The sequence below is a fragment of the Deltaproteobacteria bacterium genome (assembly GCA_019309545.1).
Classification (GTDB): Bacteria; Desulfobacterota; Desulfobaccia; order Desulfobaccales; family Desulfobaccaceae; genus Desulfobacca_B.
Genome location: JAFDGA010000012.1, coordinates 36,821 through 55,739 on the forward strand (window position 1 = coordinate 36,821; position 18,919 = coordinate 55,739).

Below are 18,919 nucleotides of genomic sequence, written 5' to 3' on the forward strand. Positions count from 1 at the left end.
TGGTTCTCTTCCCCGCCAGGTAATGAAACGTTAACAACTTCTAACCATTACCTCATCTAAACCCATAATTGAACTAATGTTCAATATAAGTCTGATATAGGGTTTTGTCAACCCAAAAAAACGGAGGGGCGCCCCGCCGATCCGCGCCCCTAATGGCGAAATACCCAACCACAACTTATCCTTCCAGGGCGATCAAGGCCTGGCGGGCAAAGTCGAGGCCGGGGTCCAGCTCCAAAGCTAGGCGCAGCAGGTGGGCGGCCTCTTTTTTGAACCCTAATTCCCGCAGATTAATCCCCAGATTGGCATAGTCGATCCCGGAGCCGGGGTCCAGTTCTATGGCTTTTTCAAAACATTCCACTGCCTGGTGGAATTCTTTGAGCTTGAAATAGCAGAAACCCAGCAGGTGATAGACCTCCTTCAACTGGTCGTTGGCCGCCTGGGCCTGTTTCAGGGCGTTGATGGCGGCGCGATAATCTCCCAGGTCTTTATGGCAGGAGCCGATGTGACAATAGACGCTGGCGACCTCCTGGTCCGGAGGCCGGGCCGCCAGAGATGCCTCTAGGTAATTTAAGGCCTCGGCCGTGGCCCCTAACTGGTCCAGGGTCAGCCCCAGGAAAAACAGCACATCAAAGCGGCCCGGAAAGGACTGGTTCAGACGCTGGAGCGCGGCCAGGGCCTCCGCCGGCGCGGCATACAGACCGGCGACTTTGGCCAGGTGAAAAATGACGTTAGTATTCCGGGTGCGCTCCCGGAAATGAGTGCCGGGGATTATGACATAGACCGCGGGGAGCTGGATGTCGGGATGGGTAAGGTCGACCACCAGCACTTCCAGCCCCCGGCCGGCCAGGGCGGCCACACAATTTTCGATTTCCACCTTGATATTGTCATGCGCCCGGTTGGGTAGCGAATCAATGGCAATCATTGGTTCGGGTTGCATAAGATAGCTGGCGTCGGTGAGATTCTGATATTTGGGCAGGGTCGGTTTATAAGAAGTGTGTTTATCAAAATCTCCGGCGAGCTGGGCCACCTCGGTTAAGGCCCGGATCAGGGACTTCTCCGGGTGCGGCGTGGTTCCGGCGGTAAACACGATTTCGCTGGCCTCCGGAAAGGTGGCCGGATCATAGGCCAGCACCCCGACCGTGGGGATGCCGGTATCCAGGGAGAAATCCCTAAGATGCAGGACAATGCCCTGGGCCTGAAATTTGGCTAGCAGCTCGCGTCCCACTGGATCCTGCACCGAGTCCGGGTCAATGGCGGGTGTGAACAGGCGGTCGTAGCTGATCATCGAGCCGACGTGACGTTCCACCACCTCGCACAACCCCTGCAGGATGGCCTCTTCCCGGCAGTTGCCGGCGGCTGGGCCATTGTATTCATTAATCAGATAAAACCAGTGAAAGGGCAGCATCACCGCATGGCCATGGGTGAGGCTGGTGGCTGGAGTAAAATGCAGCGGCCAGTCCTGGTAGATCTCGGCGGCCTGGGCGACCTCCGGAGCGTTATCAAACAATGACCGGGCCAGGGTCGAAAAAGGTAGCACGGTCTCAGAAAGCTGCCGGGGAGTGGAATAAATCAACGGACCATGGTGCAGAAAATCAAAGAAGCTGTAGCGTTCCACCAACTCCATCAGGGCGCTGGCCTCGGCTTGGGCCGGCGTCGCACCTTTGCCCATCTGTTTCTGAGTACCGATGGTGCGGATCGCGTCAATGCCGCAGAGGCTGATATAAACCGGAATATCGAGACGGCCACTGTCGATTCGCAGCGTATTTTTTAGAATGTCCAGGTTAAGCTCTGCAAACCGACTTCGCACCCGCTGGACCGTCTCTTCGGGAGCACAGGTCTTGTCCAGGTCATAGGTGTAGGCTTTAGGACTGTCTTTTAGTATAATGGTTTGGTTCATTTTGCCTTATCAAGATGATTTTTAAGTATCTTTTTTTATAAAAGATTTAAAGTTGGAGAGGGGGCCAGGGACTAGCAGCCCTTGTTCCCCCGGATTTCCACACCTAAATGAAACCTTAGCCATATTTCCCCGAAATGTAATCATCGGTGCGTTGATCTTTAGGACGGGTAAAGACCTGAGGGGTGGGGGCAAATTCCACCAACTCGCCCAGCAGCATGAAGCCGGTGTCGTCCGAGACCCGGGCTGCTTGCTGCATGTTGTGGGTGACGATGATGATGGTGTAATCCTTGATCAGTTCCCGCATCAATTCTTCTAACTGCAGCGTCGCCAGGGGGTCCAGGGCCGAACAGGGTTCGTCCATGAGCAGAATCTCGGGCTCCACCGCCAGCAGGCGGGCAATGCACAGGCGTTGCTGCTGCTCCTCGGTAAGGCTCAAGGCCGGGCTTGACAGCCGATCCTTGACCTCATCCCACATATGCACCGCCTCCAGAGAGCGCACCAGGATGTCTTCCAGTTCCGCCTTCCGGGGCCGACCATGGAGTCGGGGACCATAGACAATATTATCATAAATGGACAGCGGGAAAGGGTTGGGCCGCTGAAAAACCATGCCCACTTTCTTGCGCAATTGGATAAGGTTGGTGCCTTTGCGGTAAATGTCTTCCCCCTCGATCAGAACCTGGCCGGTGATGGAGACCCCTTCGATGGGATCGTTCATCCGATTCAACACTCGCAATAGAGTCGATTTGCCGCACCCCGAAGGTCCGATCAGGGCGGTAATGCGTTTGCGGCTAAAGGTGGCATTGATATCCTTGAGAGCATGAAAGGACCCGTAGTAGAGATTCAAAAAGTGCAGGATAATAATGGGTTCTGACATAGTTTCCGGCCCGTTAGCCAAACCGCCCGGTGATGTAGTCATCAGTGCGTTTGTCCTGGGGCACAGTAAAAACTTGCGGGGTGACGCCGTACTCGATCAACTGGCTCATCAGTAAAAAAGCGACCTTGTCGGCCACCCGGGCGATTTGTTTGGTGTTATTACTGACTAAGATAATAGTATAGTCTTTTTTTAGTTGGGACAAGGTCTCCTCAATGCGGGCGGTGGAGATTGGATCCAGGCCGCTGGTCGGTTCGTCCAGCAGGATGACTTCCGGCTCCATGGCCAGGGTACGGGCCAGACAGAGACGCTGCTGCTGGCCGCCGGACAGCTTCAGGGCCGAGTCATGCAACCGATCTTTGATTTCATCCCAGAGTTGGGCTGCCTTTAAGGCCCATTCCACCAGTTCGTCCATTTCGGCCCTGCTCTTTTTGAAGTGGAGCCGGGGCGCAAAAGCCAGATTTTCATAAACCGAGCGCGGCAAGGGAATGGGTTTGGCAAAGACCATCCCCACCCGCCGACGCAGAAGGTCAATATCATAATTCGGGGTCAGGATATCATCCCCGTCCAGAAGCACGGTGCCGGTGACTCGACTGTCGGGAATAAGATCCGACATCCGGTTGAGAATGCGCAAGAAGGTGGTTTTGCCGCTTTTGGCCGGCCCCATCAGGCCCAGAATTTCTCCCGTGATTACATCAAGATTGATGTTCTCCAGGGCCCGAAAAGCTCCATAAAAAAATGACAGGTCTCGGACCTGGATTTTTACCTCAGCCATCAGGTTTTTGTGATCTCGCTTTCCACATGTTTGCGGATTTTCAGCCAGGTTCTCTGGTCTTTAGGAATACTTGCCGATAAAACGTTGCGTCAGACTGTAAGCGGTGATATTGATCAGCAGAATGGAGATCATCAGAATGGCGGCAGTGCCATAGGCGTTGGGCATGGAAAGTCCCTCCCGGGCCAGGATATAAAAATGCACCGCCATACTGCGGCCGGAGTCAAACAGCGTGGCCGGAGTCCGCAGGGAGGCCCCGGCGGTAAACAATACCACCGCGGTTTCGCCAATGGAGCGGCCAATGCTCAGCACAATCCCGGTCATGATGCCGGGCAGGGCGGAGGGTAACACCACCCGGGTAATGGTCTGCCACTTGGTCACCCCTAAAGAATAGCACACCTGGCGATACTCCCGGGGAACAGCCTTGACTGCCTCTTCGCTGGTACGAATGATGGTGGGCAGGATCATAATCGACAGACTCAGCCCGCCGGAAAGGATGGACCAACCCAATTTCATTTTCATTACAAACAGGACAAAGCCAAACAGCCCTAAAATAATGGAGGGCACTCCGGCCAGGCATTCAGCTCCGAAACGAATAATTTTGGTTACCCAACTTTCCCGCGTATATTCGACCAGATAGATGGCGGTCGCCACTCCCAGGGGGGAGGCCACCACCAGAGCCACCAGAGTAAGATAAGCGGTAGTGACGATGGTGGGGAAGATGCCTCCAGAGCGTCCCATGTCCTGAATATCGGATAACAAAAAATGCAGGGTTACCTGGGGTAACCCCTGCACCGAGATAAAGGCAATAATAAAAACCAATAAAATGATGGTCAGGCCGGTCAGGCTCCAGAGCAGGCTCTTGATCAAACGTTGGGTAAATAATGGATCTAATCGCATTTTCGGGTCATTCCCTTCGAGTAATGACAGTGGCCAAGGTATTTAAAATCATAATAATGATAAACAGGACGATACCGGTGGCGAACAGGGCCTCCCGATGTCGGCCTGCGGCATAACCCAGTTCCAGGGCAATGTTACTGGTGAGGGTGCGGACCGGATCCAAAATCGAGGTCGGTACTTTGAGAGCATTGCCGGCCACCATGATCACTGCCATGGTTTCGCCAACGGCCCGTCCCATCCCCAGAATCACCGCGGTGATAATTCCCGAGCGGGCGGCAGGCAACACCACCCGGCGCACGGTCTGCCACTCGGTAGCCCCCAGGGCGATAGAACCCTCTCGATAAATAATGGGCACGGCGCTGATAGCGTCGATGGAGATGCTGATTACCGTGGGCAGGATCATAATTCCCAGGATCAACGCTCCGGCCAGCAAGGACAGCCCTGGTCCGCCCAGGAATTTGCGGATCAGGGGGACCAACAACACCACCCCTAAAAAACCATAGACCACAGAGGGAATCCCAGCCAGCAGTTCAATGGTCGGCTTTAGGATACGGGTCAGCGCCGGCGGCGAAAATTCAGCCAGGATAATGGCACAGGCCAGACCCAGCGGGACGCCAGTGATCAAGGCTCCCAGGGTGACGTAAATAGACGAGACAATCATGGCAAAAATGCCAAAATGGCCCTTGGTGGGCGCCCAATGCGTTCCCAGGATGAAGGCCTTGATCCCGGTGGCCAGGATGATGGGCAGACCTTCCAGAAAGATGAAGATGGTGATTAATAGTAAAGAACCGATGGCGGATAGGGCCAGTAATAACAAGGTTTTTTCAATAAGTTTTTCTTTTCCCATCGGATCGGTTTCTTAATGAACTGATACCAAACCCTCGACCTCTAAAAGGAGCTGACCTTTACGGCTCAAGACGTAGTCGATGAAGTTCTTGGCAGTCCTGCTGGGAGTGTCCCGGGTGACAAAATAAAAACGCCGGATCAGTTTGTAACGTTTTTCCTTGATGTTGATTGAGCTAGGCTTGACGCCGTCAATAGCCAATGCCTTGACCCGGTCATTGACCAGACCGACGGAAATATATCCTAAGGCATAGGGATCGTTAGCCACGATCTCCCGCACCGAGCCATTCGAATCCTGGACCAGGGCCGCCGGAGTTATTTCCGCCTGACCCATTACCAGTTCCTCAAAGGCATTGCGGGTACCGGAACCCTCCTCGCGGGTAATGGCGTGGATACCATGGGGTTCTAACCCCAACTGGCGCCAATTCTGAATCTGGCCGGTAAAAATCTGGCGCAGTTTCTCCAGGCTAAGATTTTCCAGAGGACAGCTGGGATGTACGATAATAGCAATCCCGTCCCATGCAATAGCAATGTCGTTCAGGTGTTTTTCCTCCGGAGTCAGGTCCCGGGAAGAAGTGCCGATGTCGGCGGCGCCCTGCTCCACGGCCAGGATGCCAGCGCTGGAGCCCCCGCCTTGCACATTGATCAACAGGTCGGGATGCTCCTGCATGTAGATTTCCGCCAGCTTTTCGGCAAAGGGTTGCACTGAGGTGGAGCCGGCAATTGTCAAGGTGTGGCGTTGGTCTGTCTGACTGCGACACCCGATTATGAGTGCCAGGCTCAGGGTGAAGATCAGCACCAGCCACCGGGACCTCACCCGGCAATAATCTTTTGAGCTAATGTGCGGCCTCATTCTGAAAATCTAAAGGTTATTTAGCTAATTATCACTCAGAGGATTTAAAAGGTTAATCTGAGGGGAGGGTCGAAAATCACTGATCCCCTTCTCCTCAAGCTCCCTTCCCAACCCCAATTATGTGGCTGGGGAACTGGGTATGAGAGAGCCGTTTTCTCCCTGACCCCAGTTTATTTATTTTATGACCTAAGCAATATAACTCTAACCGGCTGAATTGGGGGAATACTCTAAAAATCATGAGGTCCCCTTTCAAGATAAGCTATCATATCCTCAACCAGCAAATATCGCCTGTCGACAATTTACCATACCAGATTTTTTCGAAAGCTGAAGATCTTCTTTCCTGTTGAGGCAAAAACCTTCGTTTGGGCCGTTAATATGGGCTTGTCAACCAGGAATAAAAATGTATTATAAACCCAACAAGTTTGGCCTGCCGATAAGGAATACCGGTTATAATAAATTTTTCCTAAGGGCTTGGCGTTGGCTTTTTGATGATCAGGTTAACCTCTCTAAATCTTTCCAAGCTCAAAAGTTGGCGGGAACAGCAATATTTTCAGCAGCAGGCGCAAGCCCTTATCCGTCTTCCCGGACCATCCGCAGACCCCCTGGGGCATCTTTTGGACGAGCAGGAATGGCTGGCCCGGTTTCCTCCTGATCAGGATGCGGAACTGGAGTTGATGGCTCTGTCCCAGGCCACCGGCATATATTTTTTCCCTTCCAGGCAGTGGGTTAAGGTGTTTATCCGCTTTTTGCAAAAGCTCCGGGTAAGCCGGGTATTGGAGGCCGGGGCCGGACGGGGATATCTGGCCGCGGCTTTATGCCCCTTGCTGGCGCAGGCCGGAATCGCCTTCAAAGCCATCGACCGTCAGGAAGGCGAATTCAATCCGGGCCTGGCATCTCATCCTATCGTTGAGCCGGGAGATGTTTTTACCGAGATCTGGAGATTTTGTCCCCAAGTGGTGCTCTACGCCTGGCCGCCGCCAGGACAATCCCTGGCTGCCATTTGCCGCTGCCCCCACGTTCATTATCTGGTGGTGGTGGGGGAGCGGTACAGCGACTGCACCGGGGCCGCTGCCGACTGGCGGCGCTTTCGCCACCGGGTCTCAGCGGTGCTATCGCGCTATGGCACGGGCCGCAGCGGCAGGCGTCATTATGCGGTGACCATTTTTTACGGCGCCGCCAGCCGTGGCTTTGCAGAACAACTTTAAATAGTGCAGTGGTGGTAAGAGAGCTAATCATCAATTACTGGCTCACTGATCACTGTTCACCTCAGGGCAAGAGCTTTTAACAGCTCCAAATTTCGATCTTCTCCAAGAGTTGAACTATGTCGGGGATACCTTATATCGTCTCGGAAGATTGTCTGGCCTGTGGGGCTTGTGTGGATGTCTGCCCCGAAGTTTTTCAGCTCAATGAGTCTTTGGGTTATGCCCAGGTAGTGCACCCGGATGGTGCTGCGGCCGAAAAGATTCAAGAGGCCGTCGATATCTGTCCGGTACATTGTATCCTCTGGGATGAAGATGGTGATTAAATTTTACCAGCCAAAACCACGATAAAAGATCTCTATCGTGGCCATTGGGGAATTATGCTATATATAAAATTCAGATTTACTCAGAATCGAGAGAGGTAGAGATGAGGAAATTGTTCGGCACGGATGGTATCCGGGGCACCGCTAATGTTTACCCGATGACCGCCGAGGTGGCACTGCGGTTGGGGCGGGCTCTGGCTTATGTCATCAAGAATAGTCAGCGCCGGCATCGCATTGTGGTGGGCAAGGATACCCGCATCTCAGGGTACATCCTGGAATATGCCATCACCGCCGGCATATGTTCGATGGGGGTGGATGTCCTCTTGTTAGGGCCGCTGCCCACGCCCGGCATCGCCTTTATTACTCATTCCATGCGGGCCGATGCCGGGGTGGTTATCTCTGCTTCACATAATCCCTATCAGGATAACGGCATTAAATTATTTTCCGGCCAGGGGTTCAAATTTCCTGATGAACTGGAAGCCCGCATGGAAACTTTAATGGCCGGCTCAGAGGTTGAGAACTGTTGTCCGACCGCCACCGAGGTGGGACAGGCCTTTCGCATCGACGATGCCCGCGGTCGTTACATCGCCTATCTAAAAAGTACCTTTCCCAAGGAGCTGAGCCTGGATGGGTTAAAAATTGTCCTGGACTGCGCTCATGGTGCCACTTATCGGGTAGCCCCAGCGGTGCTGGAGGAACTAGGGGCCAACCTGATAACTATCGGGGTCAAACCGAATGGCAAAAATATCAATCATAACTGCGGCTCTACGCACCCGGAAATGATTAGTTCCCTGGTCAAGCGTAACCAGGCAGATCTGGGGCTGGCCCTGGATGGCGATGGCGATCGGGTAATCATGGTAGATCATCGAGGTCGGTTGATAGATGGTGATCACCTGATGGCGATTTGTGCGGGCAGCATGCTCAAGGCCGGCACTTTACACAAAAAAACGGTAGTGACCACGGTAATGAGTAACATGGGGTTGGAGGTGGCTCTCAAGCGGATGGGGGGGCGCCTGGTGCGCACCATGGTAGGGGACCGTTATGTCGTCGAGACCATGATCCAGATGGGCTGTAATTTGGGGGGCGAGCAGTCTGGGCATCTGATCTTTCGGGACCACAGCACCACCGGCGATGGCATCTTGAGCGCATTGCAATTATTAACCGTTATGCAACGGGAACAAAAATCCCTGGCAGAATTGGCCTCGGTCATGGAGGTTTATCCTCAGACCCTGCTTAACGTTCGGGTGCGGGAAAAAAGGGATTTGTCTGAAGTTCCGCCAGTAATCCAGGGGATTCGAGCCGCCGAAAAAGCCCTGGGAGGGCGCGGCCGCTTGCTGATTCGTTACTCCGGCACCGAACCTCTGTTACGGGTTATGTGCGAGGGAGAAGACTCCCAGGAAGTCGAGACCATCGCCCAGGAAGTGGCAGCATTAATTCAGACTCACTTAAATTAAGGAGGGTTTAAAGTGCTCATCGTCATTGACGTGGGCAATTCCAACACAGTGATCGGGGTTTACCAGAATGACCGCCTGGTCAGTGATTGGCGCATCCGCACGGAAAAAGATACCACAGCTGACGAGTATGGATTACTGCTCAGGAATCTTTTTCAATCACGGGGCTTGTCTTTGGAGCCAAATACTGATTTGGCGATCTCCTGTGTCGTCCCGCCCATGATCAATACCTTGGAAAAATTCGGCCAGCGTTACCTGGGGGTCAAGCCCTTGTTAATCGGTCCTGGCATTAAAACCGGCATGCCAATTTACTATGATAATCCTAAGGAAGTCGGGGCTGATCGCATTGTCAATGCCGTGGCCGCTTATGAAAAGGTCAAGGGCAGCGTCATCATAGTTGATTTTGGCACTGCCACCACCTTTGATGTGATCTCCAACCAGGGGGAATATCTGGGTGGGGTCATCGCCCCGGGGGTGACCATTTCCTGCGAAGCCCTGTTTCATAAGGCCTCCAAACTGCCCCGGGTGGAGATTTTCATGAAACCGCGCAGCATTATTGCCAAGGATACCATCAGTAGCATGAATGCCGGCATCATTTACGGCTTTGCCGGGCTGGTGGACGGTGTAGTGCAGCGGATCAAGGAAGCCCTGAAGCAGCCGGTGACGGTTATCGCTACTGGCGGTCTGGCCGATCTGATTGCTCCTGAGACTCAGACGGTGGATCGGGTCGACGAGTTTCTAACCCTGGAAGGGCTGAAAATTATCTATTATCGGAACCGACCTCGAAAGGAGGACTAGGGCCATGACCGACCTGGGCGCCGGCATTGGCATCCGCTATCTCTTTGAGACCCGTTATGATCGGGAAAGTCTGGGGGAGTCGCGGGAGCATTTCGCCCGGGCTCCGGCCTTTAAAGAGTATCCCCCGGATACCCAACGGGTGAGCCTGCCCATCGTAGCCGATCAATTTAAGGCCGATTTCTGGACTGTGGTCCGGCAGCGGCGCTCGCTCCGGGATTATCTGGATAGCCCTGTGAGTCAGGCCGCACTAGCCGGGTTATTGTGGGCCAGCCAGGGGGTCACTCTGACGTTTCGCAATTTTGCCTTTCGGGCCGTCCCATCTGCTGGAGCACTCTATCCAGTCGAGACCTATGTGGCCGTCCACCGGGTAACCGGCCTCAACCCTGGCATCTGGCACTTCCAGGTCCGGGAATTTGGCCTGGAACTGGTGAGCCCGGGAGATTGTCGCCGGGAACTGGTGGCCGCCGGGCTTAACCAGAGCTTTCTGGGTACTGCCGCGGTGGTCTTCATCTGGTCCGGTATTCTGCGGCGGTCGCTGTGGAAATATCGGCAGCGGGCCATTCGCTATCTCTTCCTGGATGCCGGCCATATCTGCCAAAGCTTGCACCTGGCGGCTACCGCGCTAGGGTTAGGGTGTTGTCCGGTGGGGGCCTTCTTGGATGGCGAGGTCGAGCGTCTGCTCCAGATCGACGGCCAGGAAGAAGTGGCACTGTATATGGCCGCAATAGGTCGGGTTAATCAGTAAATTTGAATAATATTGTGGGTTGATAAGGTGGATAGGATGGATATTGAGAATAGCGGACCTTTTTTAGCGGCAGCATTTTTCTGTGATAAAGTTCTAGAGGAAAAAGACGGCACTTTGAGCGCCATTCGCATTGTAAACCGTATTACTCACACTATCTCTGCTCCGGATGCTCCAGAAACCATGCCTTCGATAATAATCAACGCGTTTGCCGTACTTTCTTTTAAATCAGGTAAAGCCCGGGGGAAATATACCCTAAAACTTCTGCCGACTAGTCCATCTGGCAAAAAATGCCAGAATTCTCGGGGCCTGTACTTTTTGAGGGGGAAGACCACGGAGTAAACGTGGTATTGAATTTAGCCATCCGTATGGAAGAAGAAGGGTTATATTGGTTTGATGTGATGCTTAATGAGCAATTAATTACCCGGATGCCATTACGTGTCGTATACCAAAGGGACAGGACGGAAAAAACCACCGCTCAATCTTAATATCAGAAGCTGATGATATAGAGGAATCGGCTACCAGATTTACCCTATAATTTTCGACTAAGGGACGGAGCTTTTGTTTCAACTCCTGTTCGCTCCAGATATCATTAGAAAATTCGGCGAGCCAGAGCTCAATCTCATAAACAAGATCAATTACAGCTTGGTTCGCACTTTGACCTACATTCCAAGATGATGGCACAAACCAAGCCAAGAAATCCTCATAAGAAATCTCTTCAACAAGATATCGAGCTAACCATTCACGAATCTCTAAATCGAGGGCAGGTTTCATGGCAGATTCACCTTCTAAATGTATTGGTCGTAAACAATTACGTCAGATGTTCAATGATGGAAATTACTGGTCCCGTGCGCTATCAGGTGAATTCCAGCAATTAGTTAGTAAAAGAAAGACACTTAGATCCCTTAAAGACCGCCGAACCGACCTGCACACACAGTCAGATGTTAACATACAAAGATATGGCAGGCAATGAGATAGCTCGGGTGCATCAATATCTCCGCCCCAACGGGAAAATGGCGCGGCAGGGCGACCTGATCCGAAAAGATTGATTCAAGGTGGAATAATTTATTCTACAAAATAAATTTCCCAGAATTATACCAAAAGTCCCTTGTTTTTCCCAGCAAGTGAAAAGCATTCGACAAAAATTTTAAAGATGGTGATCGGCCCTTAGCAAGAAAGAGATAAATCTAGATTAACTTGTCATTAATAGGTAGTTAGTCATTATTTTAACCAAAATCTCATGAAGCCCAATAAAAAGATCGTTATCAGCGTCCTCGGCGGCTTATTATTATTAGGGCTGGCCGGCTCTTTGCTCTACCGCTGGTGGTATGCCCTGCCCGAAGGCCTGCTGGTCGCCAGTGGCCGCATCGAGGGCGACGAGGTGGTGATTGCTCCTAAGATTGCCGGGAAAGTTATCCTGGTTAACAAAGATAAGGGCGATCCGGTTGAGCCCGGGGAATTGTTGGCCCGGCTGGACTCGGACCAGATAACCGCTCAATTGCAACGAGCCCAGAAGGAAGCTGATTATTGGCAGAAACAGGTAGAACAGGCCGGCATAGACCTGGATTACACTGAACGCCACGTGCAAGCCAGCATTACTGAAAGCCGTGCCCGTGTCGGGGCCTTAGCCGCGCGGGTCGTTGAAGCTGAGGCCATTTATGTGAAGAATCGTCTGGACTACGATCGTTACCGGTCGTTATTTTCCCGCCAAGTGGTACCCAAACAACGGTTGGATCAAGTAACCTCCGCCTACCAGGCTTCCAGGGCCAGTCTCCAGGCCAGTAGGCAAGAGTTGCAGCTGGCCCAGGCGCAATTGCAGCAGGCCCGCTTGTTGCTCAAGACGGTAGAAATGAAACGGCAAGCCTATGAGGCCGTCCAGGCCAGCTTCGCGGCCGCCCGGGCCGCGGTTCAGGAAGCCCAGGCCAATCTCCATGATACCTATATTTACAGCCCGTCGCGAGGGACAATCCTCACCAAGGAGGTAGAACCGGGAGAGGTGGTGAATCCCGGGACCCCGCTGTTTACCATGGTCAATATGGATAAACTCTTTCTCAAGGTCTATATCAACGAGCCGGATATCGGTAAGATCCGGTTGGGTCAGGAGGCCCGCATTTATGTTGATGCCTTTCCCGACCGGGCCTTCAAGGCTCAGGTCTCCCGGGTGGCCCAGCGGGCCGAGTTTACCCCGAAATATGTCGAAACCCGCGCTGAGCGAGTCAAACTGGTGTTTGCCGTGGAACTCCTGGCGAAAAACCCGGAAGGCTATCTTAAGCCGGGGATGCCGGGTGACGGGGTAATTCGGGTCCAGGAGGGGGTACCTTGGCAACGGCCGCGGTGAGTGCCGACCCCAAGGTTATCGAAGTCCAGAACCTATCTAAATCCTATCGCCGGCAGCCTGCCGTCCAGGGAGTGTCTTTTTCGATTGAACGGGGAGAGGTTTTCGGTCTGTTAGGGCCCGATGGGGCAGGTAAATCCAGTATTATCGAGATGTTAACCGGAGTGCTGAGCAAGACCGAAGGAAAGGCCACGGTCAACGGCGTTGATGTCTTTGCCAACCCGGAAGCGGTCAAGCCCCATATCGGTTACATGCCCCAGGGCCTGGGGCTCAACCTCTACGACACCCTGTCAGTTGATGAAAATATTGATTTTTTCGGCGATCTGCGGGAGGTGCCAACCCCGACCTTTGAACGCAATAAGGCCGAGTTGTTGCAGATCACCCGCCTGGAACGCTTTCGGGATCGGCCCGCGGCCCAACTCTCGGGCGGCATGCGGCAAAAACTGGCCCTCTGCTGTACCTTAATTCATCTGCCGGAGCTGATCTTTTTAGATGAACCGACTACCGGGGTGGACCCGATTTCCCGCCGGGAATTCTGGATGATCATCAACCGGCTGGTGGTGGAGCAGGGGACCACGGTGCTCATGACCACTTCTTATTTGGATGAGGCCGAACGTTGCCATCGGGTGGCTTTTATGTACCAGGGGCATATAATTGCTCAGGGAACTCCGGCCGACCTCCAGGCTCAGGCCGGCACTGATGCCCAGGGACGGCCCCGGAGTCTGGAGGAGGTGTTCATCCGGGCTTTAGAACAGGAGACCGGGGAATCGGCTCCACTGGTGATGATGGCTCCAGGCGCGGTGGCGCCGCCGGCCATTGAAACCGCGGCCCCGGCCATCGCCGTCGAAGCCCTTACCAAGAAATTCGGCGAATTCGTGGCGGTGAATCAGGTCAGTTTTGAGGTGCGGCAAGGGGAAATCTTCGGGTTCCTGGGGCCCAATGGGGCCGGTAAAACCACGGTGATCAAGATGCTTACCGGCATTGTGCCTCCTACCAGCGGCCAGGCCTCCATTGGCGGCCTTGACCTCCGCTCCGCCCGTCAGCAGATCAAGTCTCAATTGGGCTATATGTCGCAGAAATTTTCCCTTTATCGGGATCTGACCGTGCTGGAAAACCTCCGGCTCTATGGCGGAATATATGGGATGGCCGCGGCTGATTTAGAAAGCCGCATTCCAGAGATTCTGGCCATGGCCGATCTACAGGGCCGGGAAGACCAGATGGCTGCCGGGCTTCCCCTGGGGATCCGGCAGCGACTGGCCCTCGGTAGCGCCATTCTACACCGTCCCCGGATTGTCTTTCTGGATGAACCGACCTCGGGAGTGGATCCCCTTGCCCGGCGCAAGTTCTGGCAGATCATTCACCAGTTGGCGGCCGCCGGAGTGACTATCGTGGTCTCGACCCATTATATGGATGAAGCCCAACACTGTCAGCGGCTGGCCTTGATGCACCAGGGCCACCTGGTGGCGGTGGGGACCCCGGATGAACTTCGGGTCCAGGCCGAAGCGGCTACCGGCCGCATCCTGGACATCTGCACTCCGACCTTCCGCGAGGCCTTCCTCCTGCTCCAAAAGCATTTCCCCCAGGCCATCCTGCACGGCAGCCAGGTCCATATTCCCACCCTGCACCCGGCCCCGGACCGGGAGCAGATCCAGCAACTGCTGGCCCAGGCCCGGTTACCGCTCGATCAGATCCTGGAAATCCCGCTGTCCATGGAAGATACCTTTATATATTTCATCGAGGCCGCTGAACTGGAGAAGGCTAATGCGTCTTAATCGCCGCCTCCAGAGTGTGGTCCGGAAAGAAGCCAGGGAAATCTACCGGGATAAACTTTATCTGGCCATGGCTTTCGTGGTGCCGGTGTTTTTGAAGATCCTGTTCGGTTACGGGTTGACCCTGGATGTTAAAAATATCCCCACCGCGGTGCTCGATTGGAACCGTTCTCCAGCATCACGCGAATACGTTGATCGGGTCGGGCGGTCGCGCTATTTTACCCTGGAACGCTATCTTCTCGACTACGGCCCTATTTACCAGGGATTGCTAAAAGGGCGGCTCCGTCTGGGGCTGATTATTCCTCCGGATTTTGACCGCACCCTGGCCCTGGGCCAGGAAACCGAAGTGCAGGCCCTGATTGACGGGTCTTTCCCGGACCGGGCCCTGACCAGTCGCAGTTACTTGGAGGCGATCAATCTGGAGTTCAATCAGGAGTTAGCCCGGCGGTGGCAGTCATCAACGGGCTCTATGCCTCCTTGGATTGAGGTGGATACCCGGGCCTGGTTCAACTCCGATCTGGAGAGCAAAAATTTCATTGTCCCCGGCCTGATGGTCACCACCCTCTTTTTCTATCCCGCCCTGTTAGCGTCGATTGCCATTGTGCGGGAAAAAGAGTCCGGCTCGATTTTCAACATTTACTGTTCCCCGATCCGGCGGTGGGAATATGTGATCGGCAAGCTCCTGCCGTATTTGGGGATTGGGTTGATTAATTATGTGATGATCTTCCTGCTCTCCGATTATCTGTTTGACGTTCCTTTTCGCGGCAGCTTTGTCTTTCTGACCTTGGCGGCGGTAATTTATACCGGGGTTTCCACCGCCTGGGGGCTGCTGATGTCCATTCTGTTCCGCACCCAGGTGGCGGCCATGCTGATCACCATGGTAACCACTATGATCCCCGCCTTCATTTATTCCGGCTTTTTTATCGCGGTTAACAGCATGGGGCCGGAAGCCCAGTTCATGGCCTATATTTTGCCGGCCACGTACTTTATGGAGCTGGTTCGGGGGGTTTACCTTAAAGGTCTGGGGATTCAGGTTTATTGGAGTAACCTGTTGATTCTGATGATGTTTTTAATAATTTTTCTTGGTCTTGGCATTCACAGATTGAAGAAGCGGGTGGGATGAGGATGCTCCAACGCCTGCTAGCCATGCTCCGCAAGGAATATCTCCAGTTTTTCCGGGACCGGGCCTTGATCTATATTGTTCTTTATCTCTTTACGGTCGAGATTTATGTGGCTGGGTCCGGATTCAACATCGAGGTGCGCAACTATCCCACCGCCATCTATGACCGTGATAATACCCAGCTTAGCGTCCAGTTGGCGGAAAAGTTTCGCCTGCCTTATTTCCGGGTGACCCATCTGATCTATTCTGACTCAGAGATGGTTACCCTGCTCAATAAAGGCACCGTTTCCCTGGTGCTGGTCATTCCTTATGGGTTCGCCCGTGACCTGGTGGAAAAAAATCACGCCGAGGTCCAGGCTATTGCTGACGGCACCCTGTCAAATACCGCCCTATTGGCCCTGGGTTATGCCAGCCAGATCGCCGGGGAATTTGCTCAAGAGGTGGGCCGGCGCCTGGGGCGCACCGTGCCCGGCGCCGAACACCTTCAGCCTCAGGTGAAGCTCAAACCGCGGGTCAAATATAATCCCAATCAGAAAGCGGAATGGTTTTCTTCTCTGATGGAACTCTTCAGTGTAATAACGGTGGTGTCTATTCTGCTACCGGCGGCGGCCATGGTCCGAGAAAAAGAGCGGGGCACCATCGAACAACTGATGGTCACCCCCATCACCCCGGTGGAGATCATGCTGGCCAAGGTGATCTCCATGGCCTCTATCGTCCTGGTGTCATCCTTCCTCAGCCTTTTCCTGGTGATTTACCCGATTTTTGCATTGCCCTGGCGCGGCAACATGTTACTCTATATGGTGGCCACTGCTCTTTTTGTCTTCAGCGCCACCGGGGTCGGCCTGCTCATTGCCACGGTTTGCCGGAATCTGCCCCAAACCATTCTTTTTTTATTGATAGTGCTCCCCCCGATCATGTTTCTGTCCGGGTCCTGGACTGCTCTGGAAGCCATGCCTCTCGGGATGCGCCTGATCACCTATATCTCTCCTTTAAAGTATTATATCATTATCGCCTACGGCATCCTGCTCAAAGGCGCCGGCCTGACTCAGTTGTGGCCGGAGTTTGTGGGCCTGACCGTCCTGGGCTTGCTCCTCTTTGGCTTCTGCGCCGTCCGCTTCCGGCGGCATTTTGGGTAAGGAGAATTTATAAACTACGGTTTGCCAATGATTTTTTATTAAAATTAATAAGTTACTCGTAGCGCAACGCCTCGATGGGGTTTAATTGTGCAGCCTTGCGGGCCGGATAAAAGCCGAAAAACACCCCGACGGCGCCAGCAATCAGGAACGAGCCGACCAAAGTAGGTACGGAGATCAACACCGGCCACTGGGTAAAATAGGCCATAATGTGGGCGGTGGCAATGCCGGCCACAATGCCGACCAGGCCCCCGACCGAGCTCAGGACCACCGCTTCGATCAGAAATTGTCCTAAAATATCCCGGCTCCGGGCCCCGATGGCCAGGCGGATGCCGATTTCTCGGGTCCGTTCGGTCACTGACACCAACATAATATTCATGATGCCGATTCCGCCCACCACCAGGGAGACAAAGGCAATGGAGCGCAGCAGCCAAGACATGGTTTTGGCGGTTTCCTGTTGGGCGCTCAATAATTCTGTCAGGTTACGGATGGAAAAATCTTTTTCTTGCCCGGGGCGTAGGTGATGTCGTTGGGTCAGAAGGCGATCAATCTCTTCTTCGGCCTGCTTCAGGGTCTCGGGACCGGTAGCTTGCACCATGATAAATTTTACCACACCCGGCAGGCTGGAGCCAAACAGTCGTTTCTGGGCAGTAGTTAAGGGGACCAGAATTACATCGTCCTGATCTCGGCCATGAGGGGTCCGCCCCTTGGGGGCCAGCTGCCCGACCACGGTAAACGGCATCTTTTGGATACGGATGGTCTGACCGAGTGGGTTCTCGGCCCCGAAAAGCTCCTTAGCCACCGTATATCCCAGAACACAGACCCGGGCGGCGCGATGGATTTCCGAATCGGTGAAGAACCTCCCAGCGATTAAATCATAATTCCGTACCCATTGCACTTCCGGCAGCGTGCCATTAACAATGGTGCTCCAGTTGCGGTTGCCAAAAACCACCTGGGCTACATCCCCCCAGTAAGGAGCGACGTAACGGACACTTGGGATTTCCTGGACAATGGCCTGGGCATCCCCAGCGGTCAGAGTAGGGGCGGTGCCCAGCCCCATGCGCAGGCCGCCGGAGGTGGTAGTGCCCGGCAGCACCAGCAGCAGGTTTGACCCTACCCCGGCGATTTGCCGGTTAATCTCCACCCGGGCCCCGCTGCCAATCGCCACCATGACGATCACCGCGGCGACGCCGATGATGATCCCCAGCATGGTCAACGCGCTGCGCAGCTTGTGGAGCCGGATGGAGACCAGAGCAATCTTGACAGCATTCCAAATCTTCATTTATGTTATGATAATCTGGTGATAAGAAAGTGTCAATTTTCGGATTGTTGTTGGGGGAGGAAGAGATGCGCGCCGTGCTGCAGCGGGTAAAATCAGCGTCAGTGACCATCGCCGGGGAACTGGTCGGGAGCATCGGCCCCGGATTACTGGCGCTGGTCGGGGTGGCTCAAGACGACGGACCGCAGGACGTGGCATATATGGCTCAAAAGATTGCTCATCTGCGGGTTTTCGAAGGTGACGGCCGTCTGATGCACCGCTCCATCCAGGACATCGGCGGCGCGGTATTGTTGGTGTCCCAGTTTACTATCTTGGGCGATTGCCGCAAAGGACGGCGGCCCTCCTTTGACCAGGCGGCCCCTCCCCAGCTCGCCGAAGAGCTTTATGAAGCCCTGGTCACCGCTCTGCGCGCCCAGGGCTTGCCGGTAGCTACCGGGCGGTTTCGGGAAATGATGGACGTCAGCCTGATTAATGACGGTCCGGTAACCCTGTTGCTGGATAGTAAAAAGCAATTTTAACGCCTGCCGTTGCCAGCCAGAGATTTGCCCCAGTTTAAATTATTGGTGCCGCCGTTATTAGCTTTAATTCTCCTAACCGCCCCACCAAAGTTTGTTAAAATGCATTGACTATCTGA

Annotated in this window: 19 protein-coding genes; 11 read left to right on the forward strand and 8 right to left on the reverse strand. The window is 54.0% G+C overall.

Going from position 1 to position 18,919, the window contains the following annotated elements; translation table 11 throughout:
* Positions 1 to 175 precede the first annotated feature (175 nt).
* The 6 genes from JRG72_05230 to JRG72_05255 all read right to left on the reverse strand — a co-directional run bounded on the left by JRG72_05230 (position 176) and on the right by JRG72_05255 (position 6,136).
* Positions 176 to 1,897 (reverse strand): YcaO-like family protein, encoded by a 1,722-nt coding sequence (locus JRG72_05230; protein ID MBW2134621.1) that lies wholly within the window; start codon positions 1,895 to 1,897, stop codon positions 176 to 178.
* Between the two features lie 115 nt (positions 1,898 to 2,012).
* Positions 2,013 to 2,771: a phosphate ABC transporter ATP-binding protein gene (gene pstB / locus JRG72_05235; protein MBW2134622.1), complete on the reverse strand. Its 759-nt coding sequence runs from the start codon at positions 2,769 to 2,771 to the stop codon at positions 2,013 to 2,015.
* 13 nt (positions 2,772 to 2,784) lie between these two features.
* Complete coding sequence (locus tag JRG72_05240) at positions 2,785 to 3,543, reverse strand: phosphate ABC transporter ATP-binding protein (protein ID MBW2134623.1); 759 nt, start codon at positions 3,541 to 3,543, stop codon at positions 2,785 to 2,787.
* Between the two features lie 60 nt (positions 3,544 to 3,603).
* Positions 3,604 to 4,440 (reverse strand): phosphate ABC transporter permease PstA, encoded by an 837-nt coding sequence (gene pstA / locus JRG72_05245; GenBank protein MBW2134624.1) that lies wholly within the window; start codon positions 4,438 to 4,440, stop codon positions 3,604 to 3,606.
* Positions 4,441 to 4,447: 7 nt separating this feature from the next.
* Complete coding sequence (pstC, locus tag JRG72_05250; GenBank protein ID MBW2134625.1) at positions 4,448 to 5,287, reverse strand: phosphate ABC transporter permease subunit PstC; 840 nt, start codon at positions 5,285 to 5,287, stop codon at positions 4,448 to 4,450.
* Positions 5,288 to 5,299: 12 nt separating this feature from the next.
* Entirely contained in the window at positions 5,300 to 6,136 is an 837-nt protein-coding gene (locus tag JRG72_05255; protein ID MBW2134626.1) for a phosphate ABC transporter substrate-binding protein, read from the reverse strand.
* Positions 6,137 to 6,624: 488 nt separating this feature from the next.
* Here JRG72_05255 and JRG72_05260 point away from each other — a divergent pair, with 488 nt between their 5' ends.
* From JRG72_05260 to JRG72_05285, 6 genes are all read left to right on the forward strand, one after another.
* Positions 6,625 to 7,341 carry a hypothetical protein gene (locus tag JRG72_05260; protein MBW2134627.1) on the forward strand — a complete coding sequence of 239 codons (717 nt, stop codon included), beginning with the start codon at positions 6,625 to 6,627 and terminating at the stop codon, positions 7,339 to 7,341.
* Positions 7,342 to 7,457: 116 nt separating this feature from the next.
* Positions 7,458 to 7,661, forward strand: coding sequence for a ferredoxin (locus tag JRG72_05265; GenBank protein ID MBW2134628.1), 204 nt, complete (start codon positions 7,458 to 7,460; stop codon positions 7,659 to 7,661).
* 101 nt (positions 7,662 to 7,762) lie between these two features.
* Positions 7,763 to 9,112 carry a phosphoglucosamine mutase gene (locus JRG72_05270; protein ID MBW2134629.1) on the forward strand — a complete coding sequence of 450 codons (1,350 nt, stop codon included), beginning with the start codon at positions 7,763 to 7,765 and terminating at the stop codon, positions 9,110 to 9,112.
* A gap of 12 nt (positions 9,113 to 9,124) precedes the next feature.
* A complete protein-coding gene (locus JRG72_05275; protein MBW2134630.1) occupies positions 9,125 to 9,907 on the forward strand; it encodes a type III pantothenate kinase in 783 nt (260 codons plus the stop codon).
* A gap of 4 nt (positions 9,908 to 9,911) precedes the next feature.
* Entirely contained in the window at positions 9,912 to 10,652 is a 741-nt protein-coding gene (locus JRG72_05280) for a SagB/ThcOx family dehydrogenase (protein MBW2134631.1), read from the forward strand.
* 36 nt (positions 10,653 to 10,688) lie between these two features.
* Positions 10,689 to 10,991: a hypothetical protein gene (locus JRG72_05285; GenBank protein MBW2134632.1), complete on the forward strand. Its 303-nt coding sequence runs from the start codon at positions 10,689 to 10,691 to the stop codon at positions 10,989 to 10,991.
* 78 nt (positions 10,992 to 11,069) lie between these two features.
* On the opposite strand, the gene JRG72_05290 is transcribed toward JRG72_05285, so the two are convergent.
* Complete coding sequence (locus JRG72_05290; protein MBW2134633.1) at positions 11,070 to 11,423, reverse strand: hypothetical protein; 354 nt, start codon at positions 11,421 to 11,423, stop codon at positions 11,070 to 11,072.
* 466 nt (positions 11,424 to 11,889) lie between these two features.
* On the opposite strand from JRG72_05290, the gene JRG72_05295 reads away from it, so the two are divergent.
* Genes JRG72_05295 through JRG72_05310 form a run of 4 tightly spaced genes read left to right on the forward strand, consistent with a single transcriptional unit; the run spans position 11,890 to position 17,009 of the window.
* A complete protein-coding gene (locus JRG72_05295) occupies positions 11,890 to 12,987 on the forward strand; it encodes an efflux RND transporter periplasmic adaptor subunit (protein MBW2134634.1) in 1,098 nt (365 codons plus the stop codon).
* The gene (locus JRG72_05300) at positions 12,984 to 14,756 is read left to right on the forward strand and encodes an ABC transporter ATP-binding protein (GenBank protein MBW2134635.1); all 1,773 of its coding nucleotides are present in this window, start codon (positions 12,984 to 12,986) and stop codon (positions 14,754 to 14,756) included. Before JRG72_05295 ends, JRG72_05300 begins: the two co-directional genes overlap by 4 nt.
* Positions 14,746 to 15,876: an ABC transporter permease gene (locus JRG72_05305; protein ID MBW2134636.1), complete on the forward strand. Its 1,131-nt coding sequence runs from the start codon at positions 14,746 to 14,748 to the stop codon at positions 15,874 to 15,876. The genes JRG72_05300 and JRG72_05305 overlap by 11 nt, the downstream gene beginning before the upstream one ends.
* Positions 15,873 to 17,009, forward strand: coding sequence for an ABC transporter permease (locus JRG72_05310; protein MBW2134637.1), 1,137 nt, complete (start codon positions 15,873 to 15,875; stop codon positions 17,007 to 17,009). Before JRG72_05305 ends, JRG72_05310 begins: the two co-directional genes overlap by 4 nt.
* 52 nt (positions 17,010 to 17,061) lie before the next feature.
* Here the strand turns inward: JRG72_05310 and JRG72_05315 are convergent, their stop codons facing one another.
* Positions 17,062 to 18,288, reverse strand: coding sequence for an ABC transporter permease (locus tag JRG72_05315; GenBank protein ID MBW2134638.1), 1,227 nt, complete (start codon positions 18,286 to 18,288; stop codon positions 17,062 to 17,064).
* Between the two features lie 65 nt (positions 18,289 to 18,353).
* Between JRG72_05315 and JRG72_05320 the strand changes: the two genes are divergently transcribed.
* Positions 18,354 to 18,803, forward strand: coding sequence for a D-tyrosyl-tRNA(Tyr) deacylase (locus JRG72_05320; GenBank protein MBW2134639.1), 450 nt, complete (start codon positions 18,354 to 18,356; stop codon positions 18,801 to 18,803).
* The last annotated feature ends 116 nt before the right edge of the window (positions 18,804 to 18,919 follow it).

Excerpts from the sequence above, each read along its gene's own strand:
- JRG72_05230 (MBW2134621.1), bottom strand. The coding sequence starts at position 1,897 with ATGAACCAAACCATTATACTAAAAGACAGTCCTAAAGCCTACACCTAT.
- pstB (MBW2134622.1), bottom strand. The coding sequence starts at position 2,771 with ATGTCAGAACCCATTATTATCCTGCACTTTTTGAATCTCTACTACGGG.
- JRG72_05240 (MBW2134623.1), bottom strand. The coding sequence starts at position 3,543 with ATGGCTGAGGTAAAAATCCAGGTCCGAGACCTGTCATTTTTTTATGGA.
- pstA (MBW2134624.1), bottom strand. The coding sequence starts at position 4,440 with ATGCGATTAGATCCATTATTTACCCAACGTTTGATCAAGAGCCTGCTC.
- pstC (MBW2134625.1), bottom strand. The coding sequence starts at position 5,287 with ATGGGAAAAGAAAAACTTATTGAAAAAACCTTGTTATTACTGGCCCTA.
- JRG72_05255 (MBW2134626.1), bottom strand. The coding sequence starts at position 6,136 with ATGAGGCCGCACATTAGCTCAAAAGATTATTGCCGGGTGAGGTCCCGG.
- JRG72_05260 (MBW2134627.1), top strand. The coding sequence starts at position 6,625 with ATGATCAGGTTAACCTCTCTAAATCTTTCCAAGCTCAAAAGTTGGCGG.
- JRG72_05265 (MBW2134628.1), top strand. The coding sequence starts at position 7,458 with ATGTCGGGGATACCTTATATCGTCTCGGAAGATTGTCTGGCCTGTGGG.
- JRG72_05270 (MBW2134629.1), top strand. The coding sequence starts at position 7,763 with ATGAGGAAATTGTTCGGCACGGATGGTATCCGGGGCACCGCTAATGTT.
- JRG72_05280 (MBW2134631.1), top strand. The coding sequence starts at position 9,912 with ATGACCGACCTGGGCGCCGGCATTGGCATCCGCTATCTCTTTGAGACC.
- JRG72_05285 (MBW2134632.1), top strand. The coding sequence starts at position 10,689 with ATGGATATTGAGAATAGCGGACCTTTTTTAGCGGCAGCATTTTTCTGT.
- JRG72_05290 (MBW2134633.1), bottom strand. The coding sequence starts at position 11,423 with ATGAAACCTGCCCTCGATTTAGAGATTCGTGAATGGTTAGCTCGATAT.
- JRG72_05295 (MBW2134634.1), top strand. The coding sequence starts at position 11,890 with ATGAAGCCCAATAAAAAGATCGTTATCAGCGTCCTCGGCGGCTTATTA.
- JRG72_05305 (MBW2134636.1), top strand. The coding sequence starts at position 14,746 with ATGCGTCTTAATCGCCGCCTCCAGAGTGTGGTCCGGAAAGAAGCCAGG.
- JRG72_05310 (MBW2134637.1), top strand. The coding sequence starts at position 15,873 with ATGAGGATGCTCCAACGCCTGCTAGCCATGCTCCGCAAGGAATATCTC.
- JRG72_05315 (MBW2134638.1), bottom strand. The coding sequence starts at position 18,288 with ATGAAGATTTGGAATGCTGTCAAGATTGCTCTGGTCTCCATCCGGCTC.
- JRG72_05320 (MBW2134639.1), top strand. The coding sequence starts at position 18,354 with ATGCGCGCCGTGCTGCAGCGGGTAAAATCAGCGTCAGTGACCATCGCC.